Below are 22,243 nucleotides of genomic sequence, written 5' to 3' on the forward strand. Positions count from 1 at the left end.
GGGGGGGGGGGGGGGGGGGGGGGGGGGGGCCGCGGGCCGGGGGGGGGGGGGGGGGGGGGGGGGCCGCCCCCCCCGGCCCCCCGCCCCTCCCTCGACGACGTCTATCTGCGGTACGCCGGCCGCCGCTTCTCCGAGGCGGAGGCCACGATCCCGGACAGCTTCCCCGCCCCGGCCGCCGCAGGAGGCACCCGATGAGCAGTCAGGCATTCGCCCAGACCTGGTACATGACCCAGCGCCAGCTGACGGCGATCCTCAGGCAGCCGGTCTTCCTGGTGATCTCGCTGATCCAGCCGGTGATCTGGCTGTTCCTGTTCGGCAACCTCTTCAAGAAGGTCGTCGAACTCGGCGGCTTCGGCACCACGTCCTACCTGGACTACCTGATCCCCGGCATCGTCGTGATGAGCGCTCTGGGGTCGAGCATGTGGGCCGGCATGGGCACCCTGGAGGAGATCGAGCGCGGCACGCTCAACCGCTTCCTGACGACGCCCGTCAGCCGCAACGCGCTGATGAACGCCAACGTCGTACAGAACGGCATCAGCACGGCCGTGCAGTCCGTGATCATCGTCCTGCTCGGCCGGGCCGCGGGCGCCACCTACCCGGGCGGAGCGGGCGGGCTGCTGATCCTGGTCCTCGCCTCGATCCTGCTCGGCACGGTCTTCGGCGCGCTCTCCAACGCCCTCGGCATGCTGGTCCGCCAGCGGGAGTCGATCATCGGCATCAACACCTTTCTGCTTCTGCCGCTGACCTTCCTCTCGACCTCCTTCATGGCCGCGAGCCAGATGCCGTCCTGGATGCGGCACATCGCCGACTTCAATCCGGTCAACTGGGCGATGGTGGCAGGACGCTCCGCGCTCACGGCGGATCCGGACCGGAGCCTGGTGCTCAGCCGCGGGGGAGCGCTGCTGGTGCTCGCCGTGATCGCGGTCTGGTTGTCGACCCGTACCTTCCGCTCGTACCAGAAGTCCGTCTGACGGGCGGTCCCTCAACGGTCCGCCACCGCACGGCCCGCCCGGCCCGGGAGTCCGCTCCCGCGCCGGGCTCCGCGTTCCCGGGCCGCGCGCAGCACATCGATGTCCGGGCTGCTCACCGACGGGCGACTGAGCCCACGGGCGCCGCACTTCCCGTCACGGGCCCGGGGCCCCGGAGCGCATGACGGTGCCCCGGTCCGCGGACCGGGGCACTGTGGGGTTCGTCGTCAGGAACTACGCGGCGCGCTCCTGCTCGCGCTCCACCTGCTCGTTCCATTCGCGCTTGACGGAGCGCCAGGTGTCGTCGTTCTGGCCGAGCCGCCAGTAGCCGGAGATCGACAGCTGCGGCAGTGGGATCCCGCGGTCGAGCCTCAGGTGGCGGCGGATCTCCTTGACGAAGCCCGCCTCGCCGTGGACGAACGCCTGGACGTCGCCCGCGGGGAACTCCAGCTCCTTCACCGCGGCGGTGAGCGCCTCGCCGACCGGGCGCTCGCCCCGGTGCAGCCAGGTGACCTCGACGCCGTCCGGCGACGCGATCTTCTGCTCCTCCGAGGCGTCGGCGACCTCGATGAACGCGTGCGCCACCGCGCCCGCGGGCATCTGCTCCAGCGCCGCGGCCACGGCCGGCAGGGCGCTCTCGTCGGCCACCAGGAGGTGCCAGTCGGCCGAGGCGTCGGGGCCGTAACCGCCGCCGGGGCCCAGGAAGGTCACCTGGTCGCCCGCCGCCGCACGCGCCGCCCACGGGCCGGCGAGGCCCTCGTCGCCGTGCACCACGAAGTCGATCGCCAGCTCCCGGCTCTCCGGATCCCAGGAGCGCACGGTGTACGTACGCGTCGTGGGCCAGAGCTCGCGCGGGAACTCCTCGCGGATGCGGGCCATGTCGAAGGGGTGCGCGTAGTCGGCGCCCTCGGGGGCGAAGCAGAGCTTCACGTAGTGGTCGGTGAAGCCGGACAGCGTGAAGTCGGCGAGACCGTCACCGCCGAGCACCACCCGGATCATGTGCGGGGTGATCTGCTCGGTGCGCAGGACCTGCGCACCCTGCGCCTTGGGTGCCCGCCGCGCCGGTCGTTCTGCCACGAGGTTGTCTCCCTGCTCCGGATACCGGACCGATGGCCCATACACGGGATCATTGGCCTTAGGGTCACCTAACCTAACACTTCAGGCGGTGAGTGTGGAGAGCAGGCGCTGCAGCGCCCCGCCCAGTCCCCACTGGTCCGCAAGCGCTTCGAGCGTGGCGGGATCGCGGGGTTCGCGGGGCAGCGCGGGGTCGAAGTCCGGCAGCGGTACGTCACCGGCGACCCGGACCACGGTCGGCGCGACGGCCACGTAGTCACGGGCCTCGTCGAGCCGCTTGCGCTGCGAGGGCGTCAGCTTGGCGGCAGGGTCGTCGACCGCGGCCATGATCCCGGCCAGGTCGCCGAACGCGTCCAGCAGTTTCGCCGCGGTCTTCTCGCCGATGCCGGGAACGCCCGGCAGTCCGTCGCTCGGGTCGCCGCGCAACAGGGCCAGGTCGACGTATCCGGAGCCGTCCACCCCGTACTTCTCGCGGAGCCAGGCCTCGTCCGTCATCTGGAGGGTGCCGACGCCCTTCAGCGGGTAGAGCACCCGCACCTCGCGGGCGTCGTCCACCAGCTGGTAGAGGTCGCGGTCGCCGGTGACGATGTCGACCGGGCCGGTCGCCAGGCCGGTCAGCGTGCCGATCACGTCGTCGGCCTCGTATCCCGCGACGCCGACCCGGGCGATGCCCAGGGCGTCGAGGACATCCGCGATGACCGGCACCTGCGGGGCCAGCGTGTCGGGTGTCTCCTCCTCGTCCGGCAGCCCGGCGCCCGTCTCCACCGCGACACGGTGCGCCTTGTACGAGGGGATCAGGTCGACCCGCCACTGCGGCCGCCAGTCCGCGTCCCAGCAGGCGACCAGATCGTCCGGCCGGTGGTCCTGGACCAGCCGGCCGATGAAGTCCAGCAGCCCGCGCACGGCGTTGACCGGCGTCCCGTCCGGTGCGCGCACCGAATCGGGCACCCCGAAGTAGGCGCGGAAGTAGAGGGAGGCGGTGTCGAGGAGCATCAGGCGTCGCGTCACACCCCGATGATGCCGCACCCCACCGACAGTGGCCGCCGCGGACGCGGTTCCCGAACTCCGGCCGGTCTTTTGTGAGCTGGGTCACTCTTGCGTTTGCTTCACGTAAGCGGGGGCAGGCGCGCCACCGGAGCGGACCACGTCGCATTTTCAACTAGTGCACGTGCCATGCGGACCGAATCCGCACCGCTCCACGGTCTGCCGGAGGGGGTGGCAGACCGTTTTCGGTTCAACGCGTGAGGTGTATGTGTCAAGGCTGCAAGCCGAACACTTGTACAAAGTATTTGGCAGACGACCCGATCAAGCCGTGCAGAAGCTCGAAAGCGGCACGGACCGCGAAGCGCTGCGCGCCGACGGAACGACCGCAGCGGTGATCGACGCATCGTTCACCGTGGAACCGGGCCAGATCTTCGTCGTGATGGGTCTGTCCGGGTCCGGCAAGTCCACGTTGCTGCGCATGCTCAACGGGCTGCTGGAGCCCACCGCCGGCAAGGTGCTCTTCGACGGCCAGGACCTGACCGCCCTGAGCCCCGCCGAGCTGCGCCATGTCCGCTCCACCAAGATCAGCATGGTGTTCCAGCACTTTGCGCTCTTCCCCCACAGGAGCGTCCTGGAGAACGCCGGCTACGGCCTCGAGGTGCAGGGTGTGCCGCGTGCCGAGCGCAACCGCCGCGCCACCGAAGCGCTGGAGATGACCGGCCTCGCCGGCTGGGAGAAGTCCTGGCCCGACGAGCTGTCCGGCGGGATGCAGCAGCGCGTGGGCCTCGCCCGTGCGCTCGCCACCGACGCCGACCTGCTCCTGATGGACGAGTCCTTCAGCGCGCTCGACCCGCTGATCCGCCGCGACATGCAGGACCAGCTCCTGGAACTGCAGAAGCGGCTGAAGAAGACCATCGTCTTCATCACCCACGACCTCAACGAGGCCATGCGCCTCGGCGACCGCATCGCCGTGATGCGCGACGGCGAGATAGTCCAGCTCGGCACCGCCGAGGACATCCTCGTCACGCCGGCCAACGACTACGTCGCCTCCTTCACCCAGGACGTCGACCGCTCCCGGGTGCTGACCGCGGGCGCCATCATGGCCGAGCCGCACACCGTGATGGGCACCACGACGGACGACGGCAAGGAACTGCGTACGCCCGCCGACGTCCTTCGGGAGGCACCGGCCACCGTCGTCGAGTCCACCCCGATCATCGAGCTGTTCACGCCCTGCTCGCAGAGTGGTGTCGCGGTCGCCGTGACCGACGACAAGGGCAAGCTCATCGGCGTCGTGCCCCGCGCCCGGCTGCTCGCCGTGCTCGGTGAGCCGATGACGCCCGCCGAGGCTCCTGCGGACGCCCAGACCACGCTGAAGAAGGTGGCCAGTGTTTAGGCTCCACCTCGGCGACTGGGTCGACTCAGCCGTCGACTGGCTCCAGACCCACCTGGCCTGGCTCTTCGACGCCATCAGCTCCATCGTGAGCGGCATGTTCGACGGCATCGCCGCCGTTCTCTCCGCCCCCGCCCCCCTGCTCTTCGCGGGCATTGTCGCCGTCATCGCCTGGTGGCTGCGCGGCCTGCTCGCCGGTGTGCTCGCGTTCGTCGGCTTCGCCCTCATCGACTCCGTCGAGTTGTGGGACGAAGCGATGGACACCCTCACCCTGGTGCTCGTCGCGACCATCGTGACGCTGGTCCTGGCGATCCCGCTCGGAATCTGGGCGTCCCGCTCGAAGACCGTCAGCGCGGTGACCCGGCCGGTCCTCGACTTCATGCAGACCATGCCCGCCATGGTCTACCTGATCCCCGGCGTCATCTTCTTCGGTGTCGGCGTCGTCCCCGGAATCATCGCCACCATCATCTTCGCGCTGCCCCCGGGCGTCCGGATGACCGAGCTCGGCATCCGTCAGGTCGACGGTGAACTCGTCGAGGCGGCCGAGGCGTTCGGCACGACCTCACGCAACACCCTGCTGCGGGTGCAGCTGCCGCTCGCGCTTCCCACGATCATGGCGGGCATCAACCAGGTCATCATGCTGGGCCTGTCCATGGTGGTCATCGCCGGCATGGTCGGCGGCGGCGGCCTCGGCGGCTCCGTCTACCGCGCCATCGGCAACGTCGACGTGGGCCTCGGCTTCGAGGCAGGCGTCTCCATCGTCGTCCTGGCGATGTACCTGGACCGCATGACCAGCGCCCTGGGCCGCGAGGTCTCCCCGCTCGCCCGCCGCGCACTCGCCAAGGCGCAGTCGGTGACCGGCGGACTCAAGGTGTGGAACTACCGCCCGCAGCCCGTCGTCGCCATGGTCGGCATCGTCGTCCTCGCGCTCGTCGCCGGCGGCATGGGCATGTTCGGTTCCTCGGACTCGGACGACACCGCGAGCTCCGACCCCAAGAACATCGGGGCCGGCAAGAAGATCAGCATGGGCTACATCCCGTGGGACGAAGGCATCGCCTCCACCTTCCTGTGGAAGGAGCTGCTGGAGCAGCGCGGCTTCGAGGTCGACGTCAAGCAGTACGAGGCCGGCGCGCTGTACACCGGCATGGCGGGCGGTCAGATCGACTTCGAGACCGACTCCTGGCTGCCGGTCACCCACGCCTCGTACTGGAAGAAGTACAAGGACCGCCTCGAGGACATGGGCTCCTGGTACGGCCCCACCTCGCTGGAGCTCGCCGTCCCCTCGTACGTGAAGGGCGTCGACTCCCTCGACGACCTCAAGGGCAAGGCGTCCGACTTCAAGGGCCGGATCGTCGGCATCGAGCCGAGCGCCGGTGAGACGGGCCTGCTCAAGGACAAGATCCTGCCGGGTTACGGCCTGGACAAGGAGTACAAGGTCGTCGACGGCTCCACGCCGGCCATGCTGGCCGAGCTGAAGCGCGCGTACGCCAAGAGGGAACCGATCGTCGTTCCCCTCTGGTCGCCGCACTGGGCGTACAACCAGTACGACCTCACCAAGCTCAAGGACCCCAAGAACCTCTGGGGCAAGGGCGACGGCATCCACACGCTGACCCGCAAGGGCTTCGCGGCCGACAACCCCGAGGTCGGCAACTGGCTCAAGAGCTTCAAGATGACCGAGGACCAGCTCACCAGTCTCGAGGCGCAGATCCAGAAGAGCGGCTCGGGCAAGGAGCAGGAGGCCGTCCAGACCTGGCTGAAGGCCAACCCCGGCGTCGCCGACAAGTGGACCCCGGTCAAGAAGGCCGCCTCGTCCAAGGGCGCGAACGGCAAGGACGAGCGTGACCGTGCCGTGGAGATGGCCTGGTTCCCCTGGGAGGAGGACATCGCCGCCACGTACCTGTGGAAGGCAGTCCTGGAGGACCGCGGCTACAAGATCAACCTCAAGCAGTTCGAGGTCGGCCCGATGTACGCCGCGATGTCCCGCGGCCAGATCGACGTGCAGTTCGACGGCTGGCTGCCGTACACCCAGAAGAACTACTGGGACAAGTACGGCACCAAGCTGACCGACATCGGCTCGTGGTACGGCCCGACCTCCATCGAGATCGCGGTGCCCGACTACGTCAAGGACGTGAAGTCCCTGGCGGACCTGAAGGGCAAGAGCTCGCAGTTCAAGGGCCGGATCATCGGCATCGAACCGGGCACCGCCACGATGGAGAACCTCAAGAAGAACGTGCTGCCGAGCTACGGCCTGGACAAGGAGTACGAGGTCGTCGACGGCTCCACGCCGGCCATGCTGGCCGAGCTGAAGCGCGCGTACGCCAAGAAGGAGCCCATCGCCGTCGTGCTGTGGACCCCGCACTGGGCGTACAGCGAGTACAAGATGACCAAGCTCCAGGACCCGAAGAAGGCCTTCGGTGACGGCGACCGGCTGCACACCATCGCTTCCAAGGCCTTCCCGGAGAACTACCCGCAGCTCACCAAGTGGTTCAAGGACTTCAAGCTCAGCGAGGACCAGCTCGCCGGCCTGGAGAACCAGATCCAGAAGCACGGTGCGGGGCACGAGGAGGAAGCCGTGAAGGCCTGGATGGACAAGAATCCGGGCATCGCGGACAAGATGGCGCCTCAGCAGTAACGGCGCCGGCGCCCCCGCCAGGGGGTGTGACACGCAAAGGGGTGGGCCCCGCCGACGGCGGGGCCCACCCCTTTCCGGCTGTCCGGACGACTCTTTCCCGGCCGACCTCGCGTAACGGAGTGCGTAAGGTGCTCGCAGCCGGAAGGATGGCGAGTCGGGAGGGAGCCGGACATGGACGACAAGGAAACACTCCGGGTGGGCGCCGCGGTCCGCCGACAGCGCAGATCCCTGGGACTCACCCTGGCCGCGGTCGCCGCACGCAGCGGTCTGTCCGTACCGTTCCTCAGCCAGATCGAGAACGAACGGGCCAGACCCAGCGCCCGTTCCCTGGACCGGGTCGCCGACGCCCTGGAGACCACCACCGCCCGCCTGCGCGCCGCCGCGGACTCCGCACGCGCGGTCGATGTCGTGCGCGGCGGGCAGGAGGACGGCGTACGCAGGGTGGTGCGCGGCCGCCATCAGCTCAGTGCCCTCGAGTTCACCGGGGAACTCGACCTCGGGCGCGAGTTCCAGCACCGCAACGACGAGGTGATGTACGTCGCGGAGGGCGCCGCCGAGGTGGAGGCCGAGGGACAGGCCTACCGGCTGGAGCGCGGCGACACGCTGTTCCTCTCGGGCGGGGTGCGCCACCGCTGGCGGGCCACCGTACCCGGCACCCGCCTGCTGGTGGTCGCGGTCGCCGAGCACATCGACGCCACGTTCGACCCGCGGCGCTGAGGCGTCCCCGGCGAGGCGGCGCTCAGACGGCGGGGACCGCCACCGGCGCAGGCTTCTGCGGCGCCGCGAGCAGCACCCCGCTGAGCAGCCCCCGTACCGTGCGCGCCCCGGCCACGGCCCAGGCCGCGACCAGCAGCACGTAGAGGGCGACGGTCAGCCAGGTGAACGCCGTCAGACCGGTGTGCCGGGCCAGACCGGCGGCCCCCGTCACACACGTACCGACGGGGAAGGTGAAGCCCCACCACGTCATGGAGAACGTCATCCCGCCCCGCACCGCCCGCACCACCAGGGCGACGGACAGGGCCAGCCACATCAGGGCGAACCCCATCACCGGCACCCCGTACAGCACGGCGAACGCACCGAACGCGGAGGCGTACGGGGTCTGGATCGCACCCGGTGCCACATCGGCCAGCGCGTTGACCGCGGTCGTCGACTGGCCCAGCGGGCCGAGCGCCAGGAACAGGGTGGGCGTCAGCACGAGCGGCAGCGGGCCCCGGTGGACCAGCCGGGCGAAGATCAGCGGCAGCATGACCAGCGTGGCCAGCAGGCTCAGCCCGAACATCGCGTAGCAGGCGAGCAGCAGCGCCTCCCGCCACTGTCCCTCGGGCAGCTCCGCCACCAGCAGCGGCCCGAGCGCGGCCGACACCATGGGCGCCACCACCGGCAGCAGCCACACCGGGGACGCGGTGCCCGGCTCCGGCCGGTGGCGCACGATCATCAGGTACGGAATCGCCACGGCGGCGGCCAGCCCGGTCAGCGTGCCCACGGTGAACAGCACCACGTCCAGGGCCAGGGCCGCCTGATGGCCGATCACGTCCCGGCCGACCACCATCCCGGACCCGCCGACGGCCAGCAGGGCCATCGAGAGGCAGCCGTAGAACGGCGCGACCGCCGGATCCAGGAGATGGGCGCGGGCCTGGTCGCGGTGCGCTGCCCAGTGCCCGGCACGGGCCGTCAGCACGGCGGCGAGCAGGACCGCGGAGAGCACCCACACCGCCGCGCAGGCCGCCCGCAGCCCGGGGACGTGCACGGGCAGCGCGACGCCCGCACTCGCGACGATCGCGGTGCCCATGACGGTCGCGTACCAGTTGGGACCGAAGTGCCGCAGGGCCGGCCGCCGGGCGGCGGCGTACGGGGGAGCGGTGCGGGTCTGCGGAAAGATGGCCATGCCACGATTCTCGGCGCCCGGAACGTCCCCCACCAGGGAGTCCCGGCCTATGAGGTCATAAGGTGGGCTTATGACCAGCGACGCGCCTGCACTCCTCTCCCACCGGGTACCTGATCTCGGCGCGCTGGAGCTGCTCCTCGCCGTCGCCCGGCACGGCAGCCTCGGACGTGCCGCCCGCGACGTGGGCATTACCCAGCCCGCCGCCAGCAGCCGCATCCGCTCGATGGAGCGGCAGCTCGGCCTCGCCCTCGTCGACCGCTCGCCCCGCGGCTCCCGCCTCACGGACGCGGGAGCGCTCGTCACCGACTGGGCTCGCCGGATCGTCGAGGCAGCCGAGGCGTTCGACGCGGGCGCCCAGGCGCTGCGCGACCGCCGCGACTCCCGGCTGCGGGTAGCCGCGTCCATGACCATCGCCGAGTACCTGCTCCCGGGCTGGCTGATCGCCCTGCGCGGCGCGCGGCCCGACACCGCGGTCTCGCTGCTCGCCGGCAACTCCGCGGTGGTGGCGCAGCGCCTGCTGACCGGCGAGGCGGATCTCGGCTTCGTCGAGGGCCTGTCCGTGCCGGAGGGGCTCGACGGCACGGTCATCGCGCACGACCGCCTGGTCGTCGTGGTCGCGCCTTCGCACGCGTGGGCCCGTCGCCGCACCCCGCTGACCCCGCAGGAGCTGGCCGCGACCCCGCTGATCCTGCGCGAGCACGGTTCCGGCACCCGCCAGGTCCTGGACGCCGCCCTCGCTGTGCACGGGGGACTGGCCCAGCCGCTCCTGGAGCTCTCCTCCACCACGGCGGTGAAGGGGGCGGCGGAGAGCGGCGCCGGACCCTGCGTCCTGAGCGAACTGGCCCTCGGTGAGGAACTCTCGGCCCGGCGCCTGGTCAAGGTGCCGATCGCCGGGGTCCGCCTGCGCCGCCAGCTCCGCGCCGTCTGGCCCGCGGGCCACCGCCCCACGGGCCCGGCCCGCGACCTGCTCTCCCTGACGCGGTCGAGCGCGCCCGCGGACTAGGGCGTGTTTCGAAAGTCCCGCCTGCCGGGCGGCGTCTGGCACTTCCCGGAGCTCTCGGCTTCGCTCGAGCAGGGGAGACCCCATTGCTCGCGGCGTTGCCGAAAAGCCCTGGTAGCTCCGCTACGAGGACTTCCCGGCGCCTTGCGATCGCACGCACCAGACGCCGCCCGGCCCGCCCTCCGGGCGGACGGCGCTACTTTCGAAACACGGCCTGGTACTCCAGCAGGATTTCGCTGTCTGACCTGGTCTTTCGCCGGGCGGACGGAGCGTAGCGCGGCTTCGGTCGTGGGGCGTGGTCTCACGGGGAGCGCCCCTCGATCGCGGACGTGGCAGTGCTGTCGGTGGACGGCAGACGTGAACAACAAGGCGATACGTATCGAGGTCCGCGTGACGACGATCGGCTCGGGATGTCCGGACTGCGGGAGTTGGTCGAGCCGGGTACACAGCTCCTACCTGCGGTTTTCCAGCCGACGTGCCTACTGCGGGGCGGCGGGTGGTCGTCTGTCTGCACGTCCGCCGGTTCTGCTGCCCAACGCTTCGTGCGGACGGCTGACGTTCGTCGAGCAGGTGCCGGGGCTGAACCGACGGCACAGTCGGCGGAGCGAGCGCCTGCGTCAGATGCCGGCCGCGGTCGGCCTCGCGCTCGCAGGCCGGGCCGGTGCAAGGATGGCCCGGGTCTTCGGAGTACCCGTCAGCCGCAGCGCCGTACTGCGGCTGGTCGCCGCACTGCCCGAGCCCCGCGCCCGTACGGTCAACGACGTCCGGGCGGCCGCGCTTTGCCCGGCCGCCCGGACGGCAACGGCTGACCGCGGTCAACCAGGCGGCCTTGTCGGGCATGCAGGCCGCTTGGGTTGACCGCGGCCGGCGGGACGTCACGCAGTCTGATCACACGCTGCTTCGGAGGCGGAGAGCGCAAGGGGGGACAGCAGTGGGGCGCGCCCCGGGTAGGAGACGCGCCCCTGACGTCACAGCCTCGTGAGACGTCGGCCGTGCATCAGCTGGTGAATATGAAGTACGTCCAGCTCCCGTGCGTCGTCGAGTTGATGGTGTCTCCGGAAGCGGAGTTGACGTACGAGGAGCGCACGCGGGCGCGGATGCCGGACTTGCCGGAGTGGCCCAGGTTGACGGCCGACTTTCCGTTGGTGCCGAGCTTGAAGTACTCGGAGGCCCCGTCGTACCACTTGCCCTGGTAGTACATCTGGAGTTCGAGCCGCTGCTTGCGGCCCTTGTAGTAGCTCATCGTCGTCGTGGAGATGACGTTGGTGTTCTTGTGGAAGTAGCGGTACGTCGTGGAGCCGATCTTGCCGGTCTTGTAGTGCTTGGACAGCACCGTCGAGACCTTCACCCGGGCGTACGCGGTGGACTTGGCCGATTTCGGGGCGTAGCGGGCGTCGCCCTTGAATACGGCGGTGACCGTGGTGTCCCGGGTCATGGTCAGGGTGACCGACAGGTTGCCCCTGGAGTTGACCGTGCCGGTCCTCACCCGCTTCTTCGGCTTGTCCGCCCCGAACGGGTCGGCCCAGATCTCGACCGTGCGGTTCTTGTACGTCGTGCCGAGGTGCGCCGTGAACGCGACCTTCTTGGCATAGCCGTACACCTTGCCGTTGTTGTTCAGCGTCAGTGTGGGCGTGGCGCGGGAAACGTTGACGGTGTCCGATGCGGTGGCCGAGGTGTGCGTGGCGTCACCGGCGTACCTCACCGTGTACGTGACCTTGCTGCCGGCCGGCGGGGTGTCCGTGAAGGAGAACTTGCCACCCGTGCCGAGCCGCTTGGTGCCGAGCGACTTCCCCTTCGGCGACTCCATGTCGGTGCGGGTGACGGCCAGCGGGGTCCCGGCGGGCAGCGCGAGGGCGGCGGTGAGTGAGCCCTTGACGGTGAGCGACTTCGCGCGGGTGGCGGTGGCGGGGGCATCGACCTTGAGCGTCCCGACGTACTTGCGGGGCTCGTCGATGGCATGGAACTGGGTGAACTCGGAGGACCCGGTCAGCACGAACAGCTTCCGGCCATCGGCCGACCAGTTCATCGAGTGTCCGAACCAGGGCATCCACTGGTGCGACAGGTTGCGCACGCTGGCGGGCTTGCCGCTGCCGCCGGCGAAGACGTACGTGTCCCCGAGGTCGTCGGTGTCGAGGACGGTCGCCGCGACCGTGCCGTCCGGAGCGACGCTGACCGTCTCCGGCTGGTCGGGGACGGGGTAGGTGCGCACCTGTGCCAGGTCCGAGAGCCGGTACTCGGTGAGCGCCCGATTCCCGGGCCCCGCAACGACGACGTTCTGGCCGTCCGGCGTGAGGGCCGCGTCCCTGTAGAAGCCTCCCTTCTCGGCGGACACGCGGATGACCGGGGTACCGGAGGAGGTGTCGTAGACGACGATCGGGGCGGAGCTGATGTGCGAGTCGAGGGCAAGCAGCGTGCCCGGGTTGGCGGGGTTCGCGTAGAGCTCGGGCGGGCTTGCGAAGTCGTGTCCGGCCGCCAGGTCCAGCGTCACCGTGGGCGTCTCGGCCGTCAGGTCGACGGAACCGAGCCCGGAGTCCCACTGGTCCCCGTATCCGAACCACAGCTTGCCGTCGGCATAGGCGAGCCGGGAGGGGATGGTCTTGTCGCCGGTCGGGTACTCGGCGGTCTGCGTGAGGGTCGCGGTGTCGATGGCGACGATCTTGTCGGCGCCGTAGACCGCCGCGTACAGCGTGCCCGAGTCCGGGCTCAGTTCGAGGTCACGGACCTGGGGCAGGCCGGTGAGCGTGGCGACGGCCTTGCCGGTGTAGTCAGTGACGACGATCTTGTTGTTGTACCGGTCGCTGAAGTACAGCCGCTGGTGAACGCCGTCGACGACCGTGTCGTCGGCGTCCGAGACCGCGATGGGCCTGGTGGTGTCGGCGTACGCCGGTGCGGCGGTGAGTACCGCCGAGCTGAAGAGGACCGCCAGTGCGGTGGCGGCCGGGAGAGTGCGTATACGCACGATAGTTCGAACCCCCGGAGCGAGTGTGGGGCCACTAGGTGCAGCTATCAGGTGACAGTCGATGTGTGCGACTTGTGCTGCACGTGTGACGAGTGAGCGAAGACTAGGTCATGCCACCGACAACATGCGCAGGGGCCCGCCCCAAGCGTCCGTGATCCGCTGGGCCGCACTCCGCGGGAGCGCGGTGCCCTGGGGCGGGCGGTCGCACAGCCCCGCGCCCGGGAGATCCGGAATCCGGTGACCTGTGAGGTTGGGGCGCACGGGTCACAGCCGCCGGAAATCCGCTGGCCCGCCCACCGGCCACGCCGGAAGGATGGGCGCATGACCGTGACCGCACCGCCCGCCACCGGCGTCCGCCACCACTGGGCCGACCTGCCCGACACCGTACGCAACGCCGTCCAGGACATCCTGGGCGCGCCGGTCGTCGAGGCCCGCAGCCAGAGCGGTGGCTTCTCGCCCGGGGTTGCCGCCCGGGTCCGGCTCGCGGACGGCAGCCGCGCCTTCGTGAAGGCCGTGAGCGCCGAGGTCAACCCCGACAGCCCGGACCAGCACCGCGCCGAGGCCCGGAACACGGCGGCGCTCCCGCCGCACGCGCCCGTACCGAAGCTGCTCGGCTCGTACGACGACGGCACCTGTGTCGCCCTCGTCCTGGAGGACATCGAGGGTCGCCAGCCCCGAGTCCCCTGGGATCCGGCCGAGCTGGACCGCGTCCTGGCGGCCGTCGGCGACCTGTCGCGCACCCTCACCCCCGCCCCGGTCGACGCACCCCCCGCCGCCGTGGGCAAGACCACGATGTTCACCGGCTGGCGGACCCTGCACGCGGCGGGCGACACCGCACGGCTGGACCCCTGGGCGGCCCGCCGGATGGGCGCACTCGCGGAACTGGAGTCCGGCTGGGAGGGGCCTGCCTCCGGCGACAGCCTCGTCCACGGCGACCTGCGCGCCGACAACATCCTGCTCACCGAGGACCGCGTCGTGTTCGTCGACTGGCCCCACGCGCTGCGCGCGGCGCCCTGGTTCGAACTGGTGACGATGCTGCCGTGCATCGCGGCCCAGGGTGGCCCCGACCCGGAGGCCGTCTTCACCGCGCACCCGCTCGGCCGGGACGCCGACCCCGCCGGCGTCACCGCCGTACTCGCCGCGCTGGCGGGCTACTTCGTCGCGAACTCGCTGCGCCCGGACCCGCCGGGGCTGCCGACGCTCAGGGCGTTCCAGGCGGCCCAGGGCGCGGCGGCGGTGGACTGGCTGCGGCGCCGGCCCGGCCAGGGGCTCGACGGCTGACCGCGCGGACACCGCTCAGCGCTGCGCCACGTAATACACGTTCAGGATGTCGCCCTTGACCCGCTGGGTGTCGATCCGGCCGAATCCGGCCTCACCGAGCATCTTGCGGGCCGTCTGCTCACCCCAGACGGTGCCCAGGCCCTCACCGCCCTCGCCCAGCGAGACGGACATGCAGTAGAACACCGAGAACGTGTACAGGGCCGGGCCCAGCGGGTGGTCGATGTTCTCCTCCAGACGGCTGGACGCCGCGATGTCCCCCATCAGGAACACACCGTCCTCGGCCAGCGCGGCGGCGACACAGGCCAGCGCACGCGCCGGCCGGGCCAGGTCGTGGATCACGTCGAACGCCGTGATCAGGTCGTACGAGCCCGACACCTCGGCGCAGTCGCCGATGTCGAAGGCGGTGTTGGCCAGCCCCAGCGCGGCGGCCTCGGCACGCGCGGCGGCGATGCCCTCCTCGGACATGTCGAGCCCCTGGAAACGGCTCGCCGGGAAGGCCCGGGCCAGGACGTTGACCGCGTGGCCATGACCGGTACCGATGTCCAGCACCTCGATGCCCGAGCGCAGTCGCTCCGTGAGACCGGGCACCAGTGGCACGATCCCGTTCACGAGAGCCAGGTCGAAGACCTCACCGGACTCCTCCGCCTGAAGGTCCTGGAACCGCGGGTACGCCGAGTACGGCAGCCCGCCCCCGGTACGGAACGCCTCCAGCACCTGCTGCTCGACCTCGCCCATCATGCCGAAGTCCTGCGCGATCCTCGCCAGATTGTCCGGCCCGGCCGCCCGTGTCAGCGAGGCGGCGTGCTCGGGCGGCAGCGCGTACGTGCCCTGCTCGGGCTCGTAGTCCACGAAGCCGCCGACGACCATCGCGCCCAGCCACTCCCGGACGTAACGCTCGTTCAGACCGGCGGCCCGCGCGATCTCCGCACTCGTGGCCGGCGCCATCGTGGCCATCCGGTCGAACAGACCGCTCTGGTGACCCAGGCCCGCCATCAGACCCAGGCAGGTGTCGTTCACCACCTGGACCATGCGGCCCGCGAACGCTTCCTGCTTCAACTCATCCGTTGTTGTGACAGACATCGTTCCTCCTCTCGGTACCGGGCCACGAGAAGAAGGCAGGACAGACGGCCGGCCCCGCTCAAGGCAGGTGCGGCCCGACGAGACGGCGACGAACACTCTTCTGCTCGCCACGCTACGCCGCACGGGCCCGGGCGGCCGCCCGGGCCTGAGGCCGATTCCGCGGGTCCAGCGAGCGCACACCGCCTCACCCCGACAGCGAGGCCGCCGCCACCAACGCCCGCATCACCCGCACGTCGTCACCCATCTCCGGATGCCACTGCACCCCGAGCACCCACCCCGGCCCCGGCAGCTCGACCGCCTCCACCGTGCCGTCCGCCGCATGCGCCGAGGCCACCAGCCCCGCGCCGAGCCGGTCCACGGCCTGGTGGTGATAGGTGGGTACGTCGCAGGGGCCGGGCGCCACCGAGGCGTACAGCGTCCCCGCGACCGGCGTCACCCGGTGCGTACCGAACACACCTGTCGCCCCGTCCGGCCCCGTGTGCCCGTCCAGATGCTGCGACAGCGTGCCGCCGAGCGCCACGTTCAGCACCTGCATCCCGCGGCAGATCCCGAGCAGCGGCGTGCCCGACTCCAGCGCCGCCCCGATCAGCGCCGCCTCCCAGCCGTCCCGCTCCGGCGCGGGCGGCCCCGTCCGCGGATCACGCTCCGCCCCGTACCGCGCGGGATCCACATCCGGCCCGCCCGCCACCACCACCGCGTCGAGCCGGGCCACCAGCGACGCCGCGAGCTCCGGCGCGTCCGGCGGCAGCAGCACGGCCACCCCGCCCGCCTCCCGCACCAGCCGGGCGTAACCGGCGGGCAGGAGCGTCGCCGGAAGGTCCCAGACGCCCCAGCGCGCCGAAGCCACCAGATAGGTGCTGATCCCGATCACAGGACGGTTCATCGGACGCCTCACTTCACTCGCACGGCACGCGGAACGAACCGGCACCGTATCCAAATCCCTTGCCCCGCCCGTAGATTTGGATCATCTGTCGGCCCGCGAGGAGAGGATTTACCCGTGTCCGACCGAACAGCCCCGCTCGCCGTCGAGGAACTCCGCCTCCTCGTCGACGGCGGTGAGATCGACACCGTGGTCCTGGCCTTCCCCGACATGCAGGGACGCCTCCAGGGCAAACGCTTCGCCGCCGCCTTCTTCCTCGACGAGGTCGTGGCGCACGGCACCGAGGGCTGCAACTACCTCCTTGCCGTCGACACCGACATGAACACCGTCGACGGCTACGCCATGTCCTCCTGGGACCGCGGCTACGGCGACTTCGCCATGCGCCCCGACCTCACCACCCTGCGCCGGGTGCCCTGGCACGAGGCCACCGCCATGGTCACGGCCGACCTCACCTGGGCCGACGGCTCACCCGTCACCGCCGCGCCCCGCCAGATCCTGCGCCGCCAGCTGGAGCGCCTCGCGGAGCACGGCTACACGGCCCACGTCGGCACCGAGCTCGAGTTCATCGTCTTCAAGGACACCTACGAACAGGCCTGGGACCGCGGCTACCGCGACCTCACGCCGGTCAACCAGTACAACGTCGACTACTCCCTCCTCGGCACCGGCCGAGTCGAGCCCCTGCTGCGCCGCATCCGCAACGAGATGGCGGGCGCGGGCCTCACCGTCGAGTCCGCCAAGGGCGAGTGCAACCCAGGCCAGCACGAGATCGTGTTCCGGTACGACGAGGCCCTGGTCACCTGCGACCAGCACGCCGTCTACAAGACGGGCGCCAAGGAGATCGCCGCGCAGGAGGGCGTCGCGCTCACCTTCATGGCCAAGTTCAACGAGCGCGAGGGCAACTCCTGCCACATCCACCTCTCGCTCCGGTCCACCGGCGATCCCGGCCGCAGCGTCATGGCGGACACCGACGGCACCATGTCCCCGGTCATGCGCCACTTCCTGGCCGGCCAGCTCGCCGCCCTGCGCGACTTCTCCCTCCTCCACGCGCCGAACATCAACTCCTACAAGCGCTTCCAGCCCGGCTCCTTCGCCCCGACCGCCGTCGCCTGGGGCCACGACAACCGCACCTGCGCGCTGCGCGTCGTCGGCCACGGCCAGTCCCTGCGCCTGGAGAACCGCCTCCCCGGCGGCGACGTCAACCCGTACCTCGCCGTAGCCGCACTCGTCGCCGCGGGCCTCCACGGCATCGAGCACGCGCTCGAACTCCCCGAGCCGTGCGAGGGCAACGCCTACGCAGCCGCGTACGACCACGTCCCCACCACCCTGCGCGAGGCGGCCGGACTCTGGGAGCACAGCGAGATCGCCCGCGAGGCCTTCGGCGACGACGTCGTCGCGCACTACCGCAACATGGCACGCGTCGAACTCGACGCCTTCGACGCAGCGGTGACCGACTGGGAGCTCCGACGCTCCTTCGAACGCCTGTGAGGACCCTCTTGACCCGTGAGCACCAGGTACTGAACCCGGCGACGGAGGAACTCCTCGCCACCGTCCCCGCCACCACGGCCGCCGAGGTGGACGCCGCCGTCACCCGCGCCGCCGCGGCCCAGCGGATCTGGGCGGCGCTCGCCCCCGCCGACCGGGCCCGGCTCCTGCGCCGCTTCGCCGTCGCCGTCGACTCCCACACCGAGGAGCTGGCCCGGCTGGAGGTCCGGGAGGCCGGGCACACGATCGGCAACGCGCGCTGGGAGGCGGGCAACGTCCGCGACCTGCTCGACTTCGCCGCCGGGGGAGTGGAGCGGCTCAGCGGCCGGCAGATCCCCGTCCCCGGCGGCATCGACCTCACCCTGCTCGAACCCCTCGGCGTCATCGGGGTGATCGCACCGTGGAACTTCCCCATGCCGATCGCCGCCTGGGGGACCGCCCCCGCCCTCGCGGCGGGCAACGCCGTCGTCCTGAAACCCGCCGAGACCACCCCGCTGACCGCACTGCGGCTCGCGGAACTCGCCCTGGAAGCGGGCCTCCCCGAGTACCTCTTCCAGGTGCTGCCGGGCGCGGGCGACGAGGCGGGCAACGCGCTGGTCGAGCACCCGGGAGTCGCCAAGATCGTCTTCACGGGCTCCACCCGGGTCGGCAAGCAGATCATGGCCAAGTGCGCCGAGCACGTGAAGCGGATCACCCTCGAACTCGGCGGCAAGAGCCCCAACATCGTCTTCGCCGACGCCGACATCGAAGCCGCCGCGGCCGCCGCCCCGATGTCCTTCCTGGACAACGCGGGCCAGGACTGCTGCGCCCGCACCCGGATCCTCGTCCAGCGCACCGTGTACGACCGCTTCCTGGAGCTCCTCGCCCCGGCCGTCGCCGCCGTCGTCGTCGGCGACCCGGCCGACGAGAAGACACAGATGGGCCCGCTCATCTCGCGCACGCAACGGGACCGGGTGCGTGGTTACGTCCCCGAGGACGCCACCGCGATCCGCGGCAGCGCGCCCGGGGGCCCCGGCTTCTGGTTCCCGCCGACCGTCCTCACCGGCGTACCCGACAACGCACCCGTCGCCACCGAGGAGGTCTTCGGGCCGGTCGCGGTCGTCCTGCCCTTCGAGGACGAGGCGGACGCCGTCCGGCTCGCCAACGCCACCGATTACGGCCTCGCCGGCTCGCTCTGGACCCGCGACGTGGGGCGCGCGCTGCGCGTCGCGCAGGCTGTCCGGGCGGGGAACCTCTCCGTCAACTCCCACTCCGCGGTCCGCTACTGGACCCCGTTCGGCGGGTTCAAGCAGTCCGGCCTCGGCCGGGAACTGGGCCCGGACGCCCTCGCAGCCTTCACCGAAACCAAGAACGTCTTCCTCAGTACGGAGGCCTGAACCGGTATGACCACGGACCACGGGTACATCTGCCGCCGCCTCGTCGGCCGCACCGCCGTCATCACCGGCGCCGGCAGCGGCATCGGCCTGGCCACCGCGCACCGGCTCGCCTCCGAGGGGGCGCACGTCGTCTGCGGCGACATCGACGAGACCGCGGGCAAGGCGGCCGCCGAAGCGGTCGGCGGCACCTTCGTACGCGTCGACGTCACCGATCCCGAACAGGTCGAGGCCCTGTTCAAGGCGGCGTACGACACCTACGGCTCCGTCGACATCGCCTTCAACAACGCCGGCATCTCACCGCCCGACGACGACTCCATCCTAACCACCGGGCTGGAGGCCTGGAAGCGCGTCCAGGACGTCAACCTCACCTCCGTCTACCTGTGCTGCAAGGCCGCCCTGCCCTACATGCGGCGCCAGGGCCGCGGCTCGATCATCAACACCGCCTCGTTCGTCGCCAGGATGGGAGCGGCGACCTCCCAGATCTCGTACACCGCCTCCAAGGGCGGCGTGCTGGCGATGTCGCGCGAGCTCGGGATCCAGTTCGCGCGCGAGGGCATCCGGGTCAACGCCCTGTGCCCGGGGCCGGTCAACACCCCGCTGCTCCAGGAGCTCTTCGCCAAGGACCCGGAGCGGGCGGCCCGACGGCTCGTGCACATTCCACTCGGCCGGTTCGCCGAGGCGACCGAGATCGCGGCCGCCGTGGCGTTCCTGGCGAGCGACGACTCCTCGTTCGTCAACGCCACCGACTTCCTCGTCGACGGCGGCATCTCCGGGGCGTACGTCACACCGCTGTAGGAGGCCCCGGGCCCCGGAACCTAGAGTGGGGCCATGAGCCATCCCACACCGCCCGGCTGGTACCCGGACACGGCCGCCCCCGGCTACGAGCGGTGGTGGGACGGCACGGCCTGGACCGCCCACACCCGCACGGGCGCCACCGTGATCCAGCAGTCCGGGCCCCGCCCAGGAGCCGGCGGAGGCGGCGGCACGGGAGCCAGGACCATCGCGCTCGTGGTGGCGGCCGCGGTGGTCGTCGCGGTGGCCGTGACGGGCGCGGTACTGCTCACCGGGGGAAACGACTCCGCACCCACCGCGACCCGGACGGGCAGTTCCGCCCCCAGCCCCGCAGGCACCGCCACCGACGGAGCCCCGGGTGACGCCAGCCCGTCGCCGAGCGGCTCACCGGCAGGCGAGGACCCCACCGTGCTCGTCGACCAGCTCAACGGCATCACCCTGCCGATTCCCGACGGATGGGAGCGGGTCGAGCGCCCCACCGACGAAATGCTCACGATGCGCACCGTCGACTCCGAGGCCTACTACTGCCCCGGCACCTCCTCCGCCATGTGCTACCACGGCACGGTGACCACCCGCACCGCGGGCGGTGCCGACCCCACCACGCCCGAGGCGATCGCCAGGAAGGACATCGTCGCCGCGGCGGACCGTGCGTACGACGAGGACATCATCGGCCGGCCCATCCACGGCGGCATCATGTCCCACCGTCAGATCGCCGCCGGTCCGGTCAGCGTGGCCGGGCGCACCGGGTACCAGGTGCGCTGGCGGGTCGTCACCGGCAAGGGGCCGGGCGGCTATGTGCAGTCGCTCGTCTTCCCCTCGGCCGTCGGCAGCGAGTCGCCCGTCGTCGTGCGTTACGCCTTCGACGCCGGCTCCGACGGCGTGCCGCTCGCCCTCATGGACACCCTCACCAAGGGCATCCGGCCGATCGGCGACAGCGAGACCGGCGGGGGCGTCGGCAGCTCCGTCGCCCCCTGAGCCGCTGTCGGGTGCGCGGCTGTCGGGCGGCTCAGAGGAACGCGCGGCCCTCGCCCCGGTACGTCGGCACGGTCGCCGTCACCCGGTCCCCCTCGATCAGCTGGAGCTCGTCGAACCGTTCACACAGCTCACCGGCCTTCGCGTGCCGGAACCACACCTTGTCGCCGATCAGCAGATCGTCGGCCGGGGCGCCGATCAGCGGGGTCTGCACCTCGCCGGGGCCCTCCTGCGGGTCGTAACGCAGACCCTCCGGCAGATACGGGACCGGCAGCCGGTCCGCACCCGCGGCCCCGGACGCCGGATAGCCGCCACCGAGCACCGTCACCACGCCCACCCCGGGCCGCCGCACCACGGGCTGGGCGAACAGGGCCGCCGGGCGCGCCGTGAACGAGGTGTAGTTGTCGAAGAGCCGCGGCACGTAGAGACCGGAACCGGCCGCGATCTCGGTGACGGCCGGCTCCGCAGCGGTGTGCTGCACACTGCCGGTGCCGCCGCCGTTCACGAACTCCAGATCCGGGGCCACGGCCCGGACCGCCCGGACCACCTCGGCCCGCCGGGCCGCCAGCTCCCGGCGGCCCGTGGCCTGCATCAGCCGGATCGCCCGCGAACGCAACGGCCGCCCCGCGACCGAGTCGCCCACCCCGGCGATGTGCCCCTCGTACGCCATCAGCCCCACCAGCCGGAAGCCGGGGCGGCGGGCGACGGACCTGGCCAGCTCCGCCAGCTGGGCGGGGGAGCGCAGCGGTGAGCGCAGGGCACCGATCCGGACCCGGCCGCCGAGCATCCGCAGCGAGGTGTCCAGCTCCAGACAGACCCGGATCTCCTCCGTGCCCCCCGCCCGCGCCGCGTCGATCAGCTCCAACTGCGCGTGGTCGTCCACCATCACGGTCACGGCGGCGGCCAGCTTCGGATCCGCGGCCAGTTCCGCGAACGCCGAACGGTCGGCCGACGGATAGGCCAGCAGGACGTCCTCGAACCCGGCCCGCGCCAGCCACAGCGACTCCGCGAGCGTGAACGACATGATCCCGGCGAACCCGGGACGCGCCAGCACCCGCTCCAGCAGGGCCCGGCAGCGCACCGATTTGCTCGCCACCCGGACCGGCTTCCCTGCCGCACGCCGTACGAGATCGTCGGCGTTGGCGTCGAACGCCTCCAGATCGACGACGGCGATCGGGGCGTCGAGATGGGCGGTGGCCCGGTTGTAACGGGTCCGGTCAGCGGCACGGGCAGTCATGGCCGCAGCTTGCCAGACGGCTGTACCGCTGGGTAGGGGGACGTTCTGCGCAGATCGGCCCCCAGGGCCTGTCCGGCGCGGCGGCCCGCTCCCACCACGGCCTCCCCAGCCCGTAGAGTGACGGGCACGCGGCGAGCAACGGGCCTGCCGGTGCAGCCGATCCGCGTGCGGTACGGAACGGACCAGGGGGGCGGATGAGTACCGAGGCGCAGCGCGCTCCTGTCCCGCCACGCCCGACCTCCCCGCCACCG

17 protein-coding genes and 1 pseudogene are annotated in these 22,243 nt (G+C 71.3%); 11 read left to right on the top strand and 7 right to left on the bottom strand.

The annotated features are described in order from the left end of the window. Positions 1–81: 81 nt before the first annotated feature. A pseudogene (locus ACIBJG_RS27000) lies at positions 82–195 on the top strand (ABC transporter); the annotation flags it as partial. Continuing rightward, positions 192–971: an ABC transporter permease gene (locus tag ACIBJG_RS27005; protein ID WP_399311188.1), complete on the top strand. Its 780-nt coding sequence runs from the start codon at positions 192–194 to the stop codon at positions 969–971. The pseudogene ACIBJG_RS27000 and the gene ACIBJG_RS27005, both read left to right, overlap by 4 nt. 231 nt (positions 972–1,202) lie before the next feature. Here the strand turns inward: ACIBJG_RS27005 and ACIBJG_RS27010 are convergent, their stop codons facing one another. After that, positions 1,203–2,045 carry a siderophore-interacting protein gene (locus tag ACIBJG_RS27010; protein WP_399311190.1) on the bottom strand — a complete coding sequence of 281 codons (843 nt, stop codon included), beginning with the start codon at positions 2,043–2,045 and terminating at the stop codon, positions 1,203–1,205. A gap of 81 nt (positions 2,046–2,126) precedes the next feature. Further along, complete coding sequence (locus ACIBJG_RS27015) at positions 2,127–3,035, bottom strand: 5'-3' exonuclease H3TH domain-containing protein (RefSeq protein ID WP_399311486.1); 909 nt, start codon at positions 3,033–3,035, stop codon at positions 2,127–2,129. A 319-nt stretch (positions 3,036–3,354) separates the two neighbouring features. Here ACIBJG_RS27015 and ACIBJG_RS27020 point away from each other — a divergent pair, with 319 nt between their 5' ends. The 3 genes from ACIBJG_RS27020 to ACIBJG_RS27030 all read left to right on the top strand — a co-directional run bounded on the left by ACIBJG_RS27020 (position 3,355) and on the right by ACIBJG_RS27030 (position 7,765). Further along, positions 3,355–4,419 carry a glycine betaine/L-proline ABC transporter ATP-binding protein gene (locus ACIBJG_RS27020; protein ID WP_399311191.1) on the top strand — a complete coding sequence of 355 codons (1,065 nt, stop codon included), beginning with the start codon at positions 3,355–3,357 and terminating at the stop codon, positions 4,417–4,419. Next, positions 4,412–7,048, top strand: coding sequence for an ABC transporter permease/substrate binding protein (locus ACIBJG_RS27025; RefSeq protein ID WP_399311193.1), 2,637 nt, complete (start codon positions 4,412–4,414; stop codon positions 7,046–7,048). The genes ACIBJG_RS27020 and ACIBJG_RS27025 overlap by 8 nt, the downstream gene beginning before the upstream one ends. Before the next feature lie 171 nt (positions 7,049–7,219). Next, complete coding sequence (locus tag ACIBJG_RS27030) at positions 7,220–7,765, top strand: helix-turn-helix domain-containing protein (RefSeq protein WP_399311195.1); 546 nt, start codon at positions 7,220–7,222, stop codon at positions 7,763–7,765. A gap of 22 nt (positions 7,766–7,787) precedes the next feature. Here ACIBJG_RS27030 and ACIBJG_RS27035 read toward each other — a convergent pair whose 3' ends face one another. Further along, positions 7,788–8,933 (bottom strand): TDT family transporter, encoded by a 1,146-nt coding sequence (locus ACIBJG_RS27035; RefSeq protein ID WP_399311197.1) that lies wholly within the window; start codon positions 8,931–8,933, stop codon positions 7,788–7,790. 70 nt (positions 8,934–9,003) lie between these two features. Here ACIBJG_RS27035 and ACIBJG_RS27040 point away from each other — a divergent pair, with 70 nt between their 5' ends. Continuing rightward, positions 9,004–9,936, top strand: a complete 933-nt coding sequence (locus ACIBJG_RS27040) for a LysR family transcriptional regulator (protein ID WP_399311198.1) — start codon at positions 9,004–9,006, stop codon at positions 9,934–9,936. A 994-nt stretch (positions 9,937–10,930) separates the two neighbouring features. On the opposite strand, the gene ACIBJG_RS27045 is transcribed toward ACIBJG_RS27040, so the two are convergent. Then, on the bottom strand, positions 10,931–12,892 hold the full coding sequence (locus ACIBJG_RS27045) for a YncE family protein (RefSeq protein ID WP_399311199.1): 1,962 nt from the start codon (positions 12,890–12,892) through the stop codon (positions 10,931–10,933). A 321-nt stretch (positions 12,893–13,213) separates the two neighbouring features. On the opposite strand from ACIBJG_RS27045, the gene ACIBJG_RS27050 reads away from it, so the two are divergent. Continuing rightward, complete coding sequence (locus ACIBJG_RS27050) at positions 13,214–14,173, top strand: phosphotransferase family protein (RefSeq protein ID WP_399311202.1); 960 nt, start codon at positions 13,214–13,216, stop codon at positions 14,171–14,173. A 15-nt stretch (positions 14,174–14,188) separates the two neighbouring features. Here the strand turns inward: ACIBJG_RS27050 and ACIBJG_RS27055 are convergent, their stop codons facing one another. Together ACIBJG_RS27055 and ACIBJG_RS27060 are read right to left on the bottom strand one after the other, a co-directional pair. Next, on the bottom strand, positions 14,189–15,253 hold the full coding sequence (locus ACIBJG_RS27055) for a methyltransferase domain-containing protein (protein ID WP_399311204.1): 1,065 nt from the start codon (positions 15,251–15,253) through the stop codon (positions 14,189–14,191). Positions 15,254–15,437: 184 nt separating this feature from the next. Beyond that, positions 15,438–16,136 (bottom strand): gamma-glutamyl-gamma-aminobutyrate hydrolase family protein, encoded by a 699-nt coding sequence (locus tag ACIBJG_RS27060; RefSeq protein WP_399311206.1) that lies wholly within the window; start codon positions 16,134–16,136, stop codon positions 15,438–15,440. A 114-nt stretch (positions 16,137–16,250) separates the two neighbouring features. Here ACIBJG_RS27060 and ACIBJG_RS27065 point away from each other — a divergent pair, with 114 nt between their 5' ends. The 4 genes from ACIBJG_RS27065 to ACIBJG_RS27080 are packed head-to-tail and all read left to right on the top strand — an operon-like array spanning position 16,251 to position 20,758. Beyond that, positions 16,251–17,618, top strand: coding sequence for a glutamine synthetase family protein (locus ACIBJG_RS27065; protein WP_399311207.1), 1,368 nt, complete (start codon positions 16,251–16,253; stop codon positions 17,616–17,618). A gap of 8 nt (positions 17,619–17,626) precedes the next feature. Continuing rightward, entirely contained in the window at positions 17,627–18,991 is a 1,365-nt protein-coding gene (locus tag ACIBJG_RS27070; RefSeq protein WP_399311209.1) for an aldehyde dehydrogenase family protein, read from the top strand. A 6-nt stretch (positions 18,992–18,997) separates the two neighbouring features. Beyond that, entirely contained in the window at positions 18,998–19,786 is a 789-nt protein-coding gene (locus ACIBJG_RS27075) for a 3-oxoacyl-ACP reductase (protein ID WP_399311211.1), read from the top strand. A gap of 33 nt (positions 19,787–19,819) precedes the next feature. After that, positions 19,820–20,758, top strand: a complete 939-nt coding sequence (locus tag ACIBJG_RS27080) for a DUF2510 domain-containing protein (RefSeq protein ID WP_399311213.1) — start codon at positions 19,820–19,822, stop codon at positions 20,756–20,758. A 31-nt stretch (positions 20,759–20,789) separates the two neighbouring features. Here ACIBJG_RS27080 and ACIBJG_RS27085 read toward each other — a convergent pair whose 3' ends face one another. Next, entirely contained in the window at positions 20,790–21,992 is a 1,203-nt protein-coding gene (locus ACIBJG_RS27085) for an amino acid deaminase/aldolase (protein WP_399311215.1), read from the bottom strand. Positions 21,993–22,243: the final 251 nt, after the last annotated feature.

Origin of the sequence: Streptomyces sp. NPDC050422, from assembly GCF_044458665.1 — a bacterium.
Taxonomy (GTDB): Bacteria; Actinomycetota; Actinomycetes; order Streptomycetales; family Streptomycetaceae; genus Streptomyces.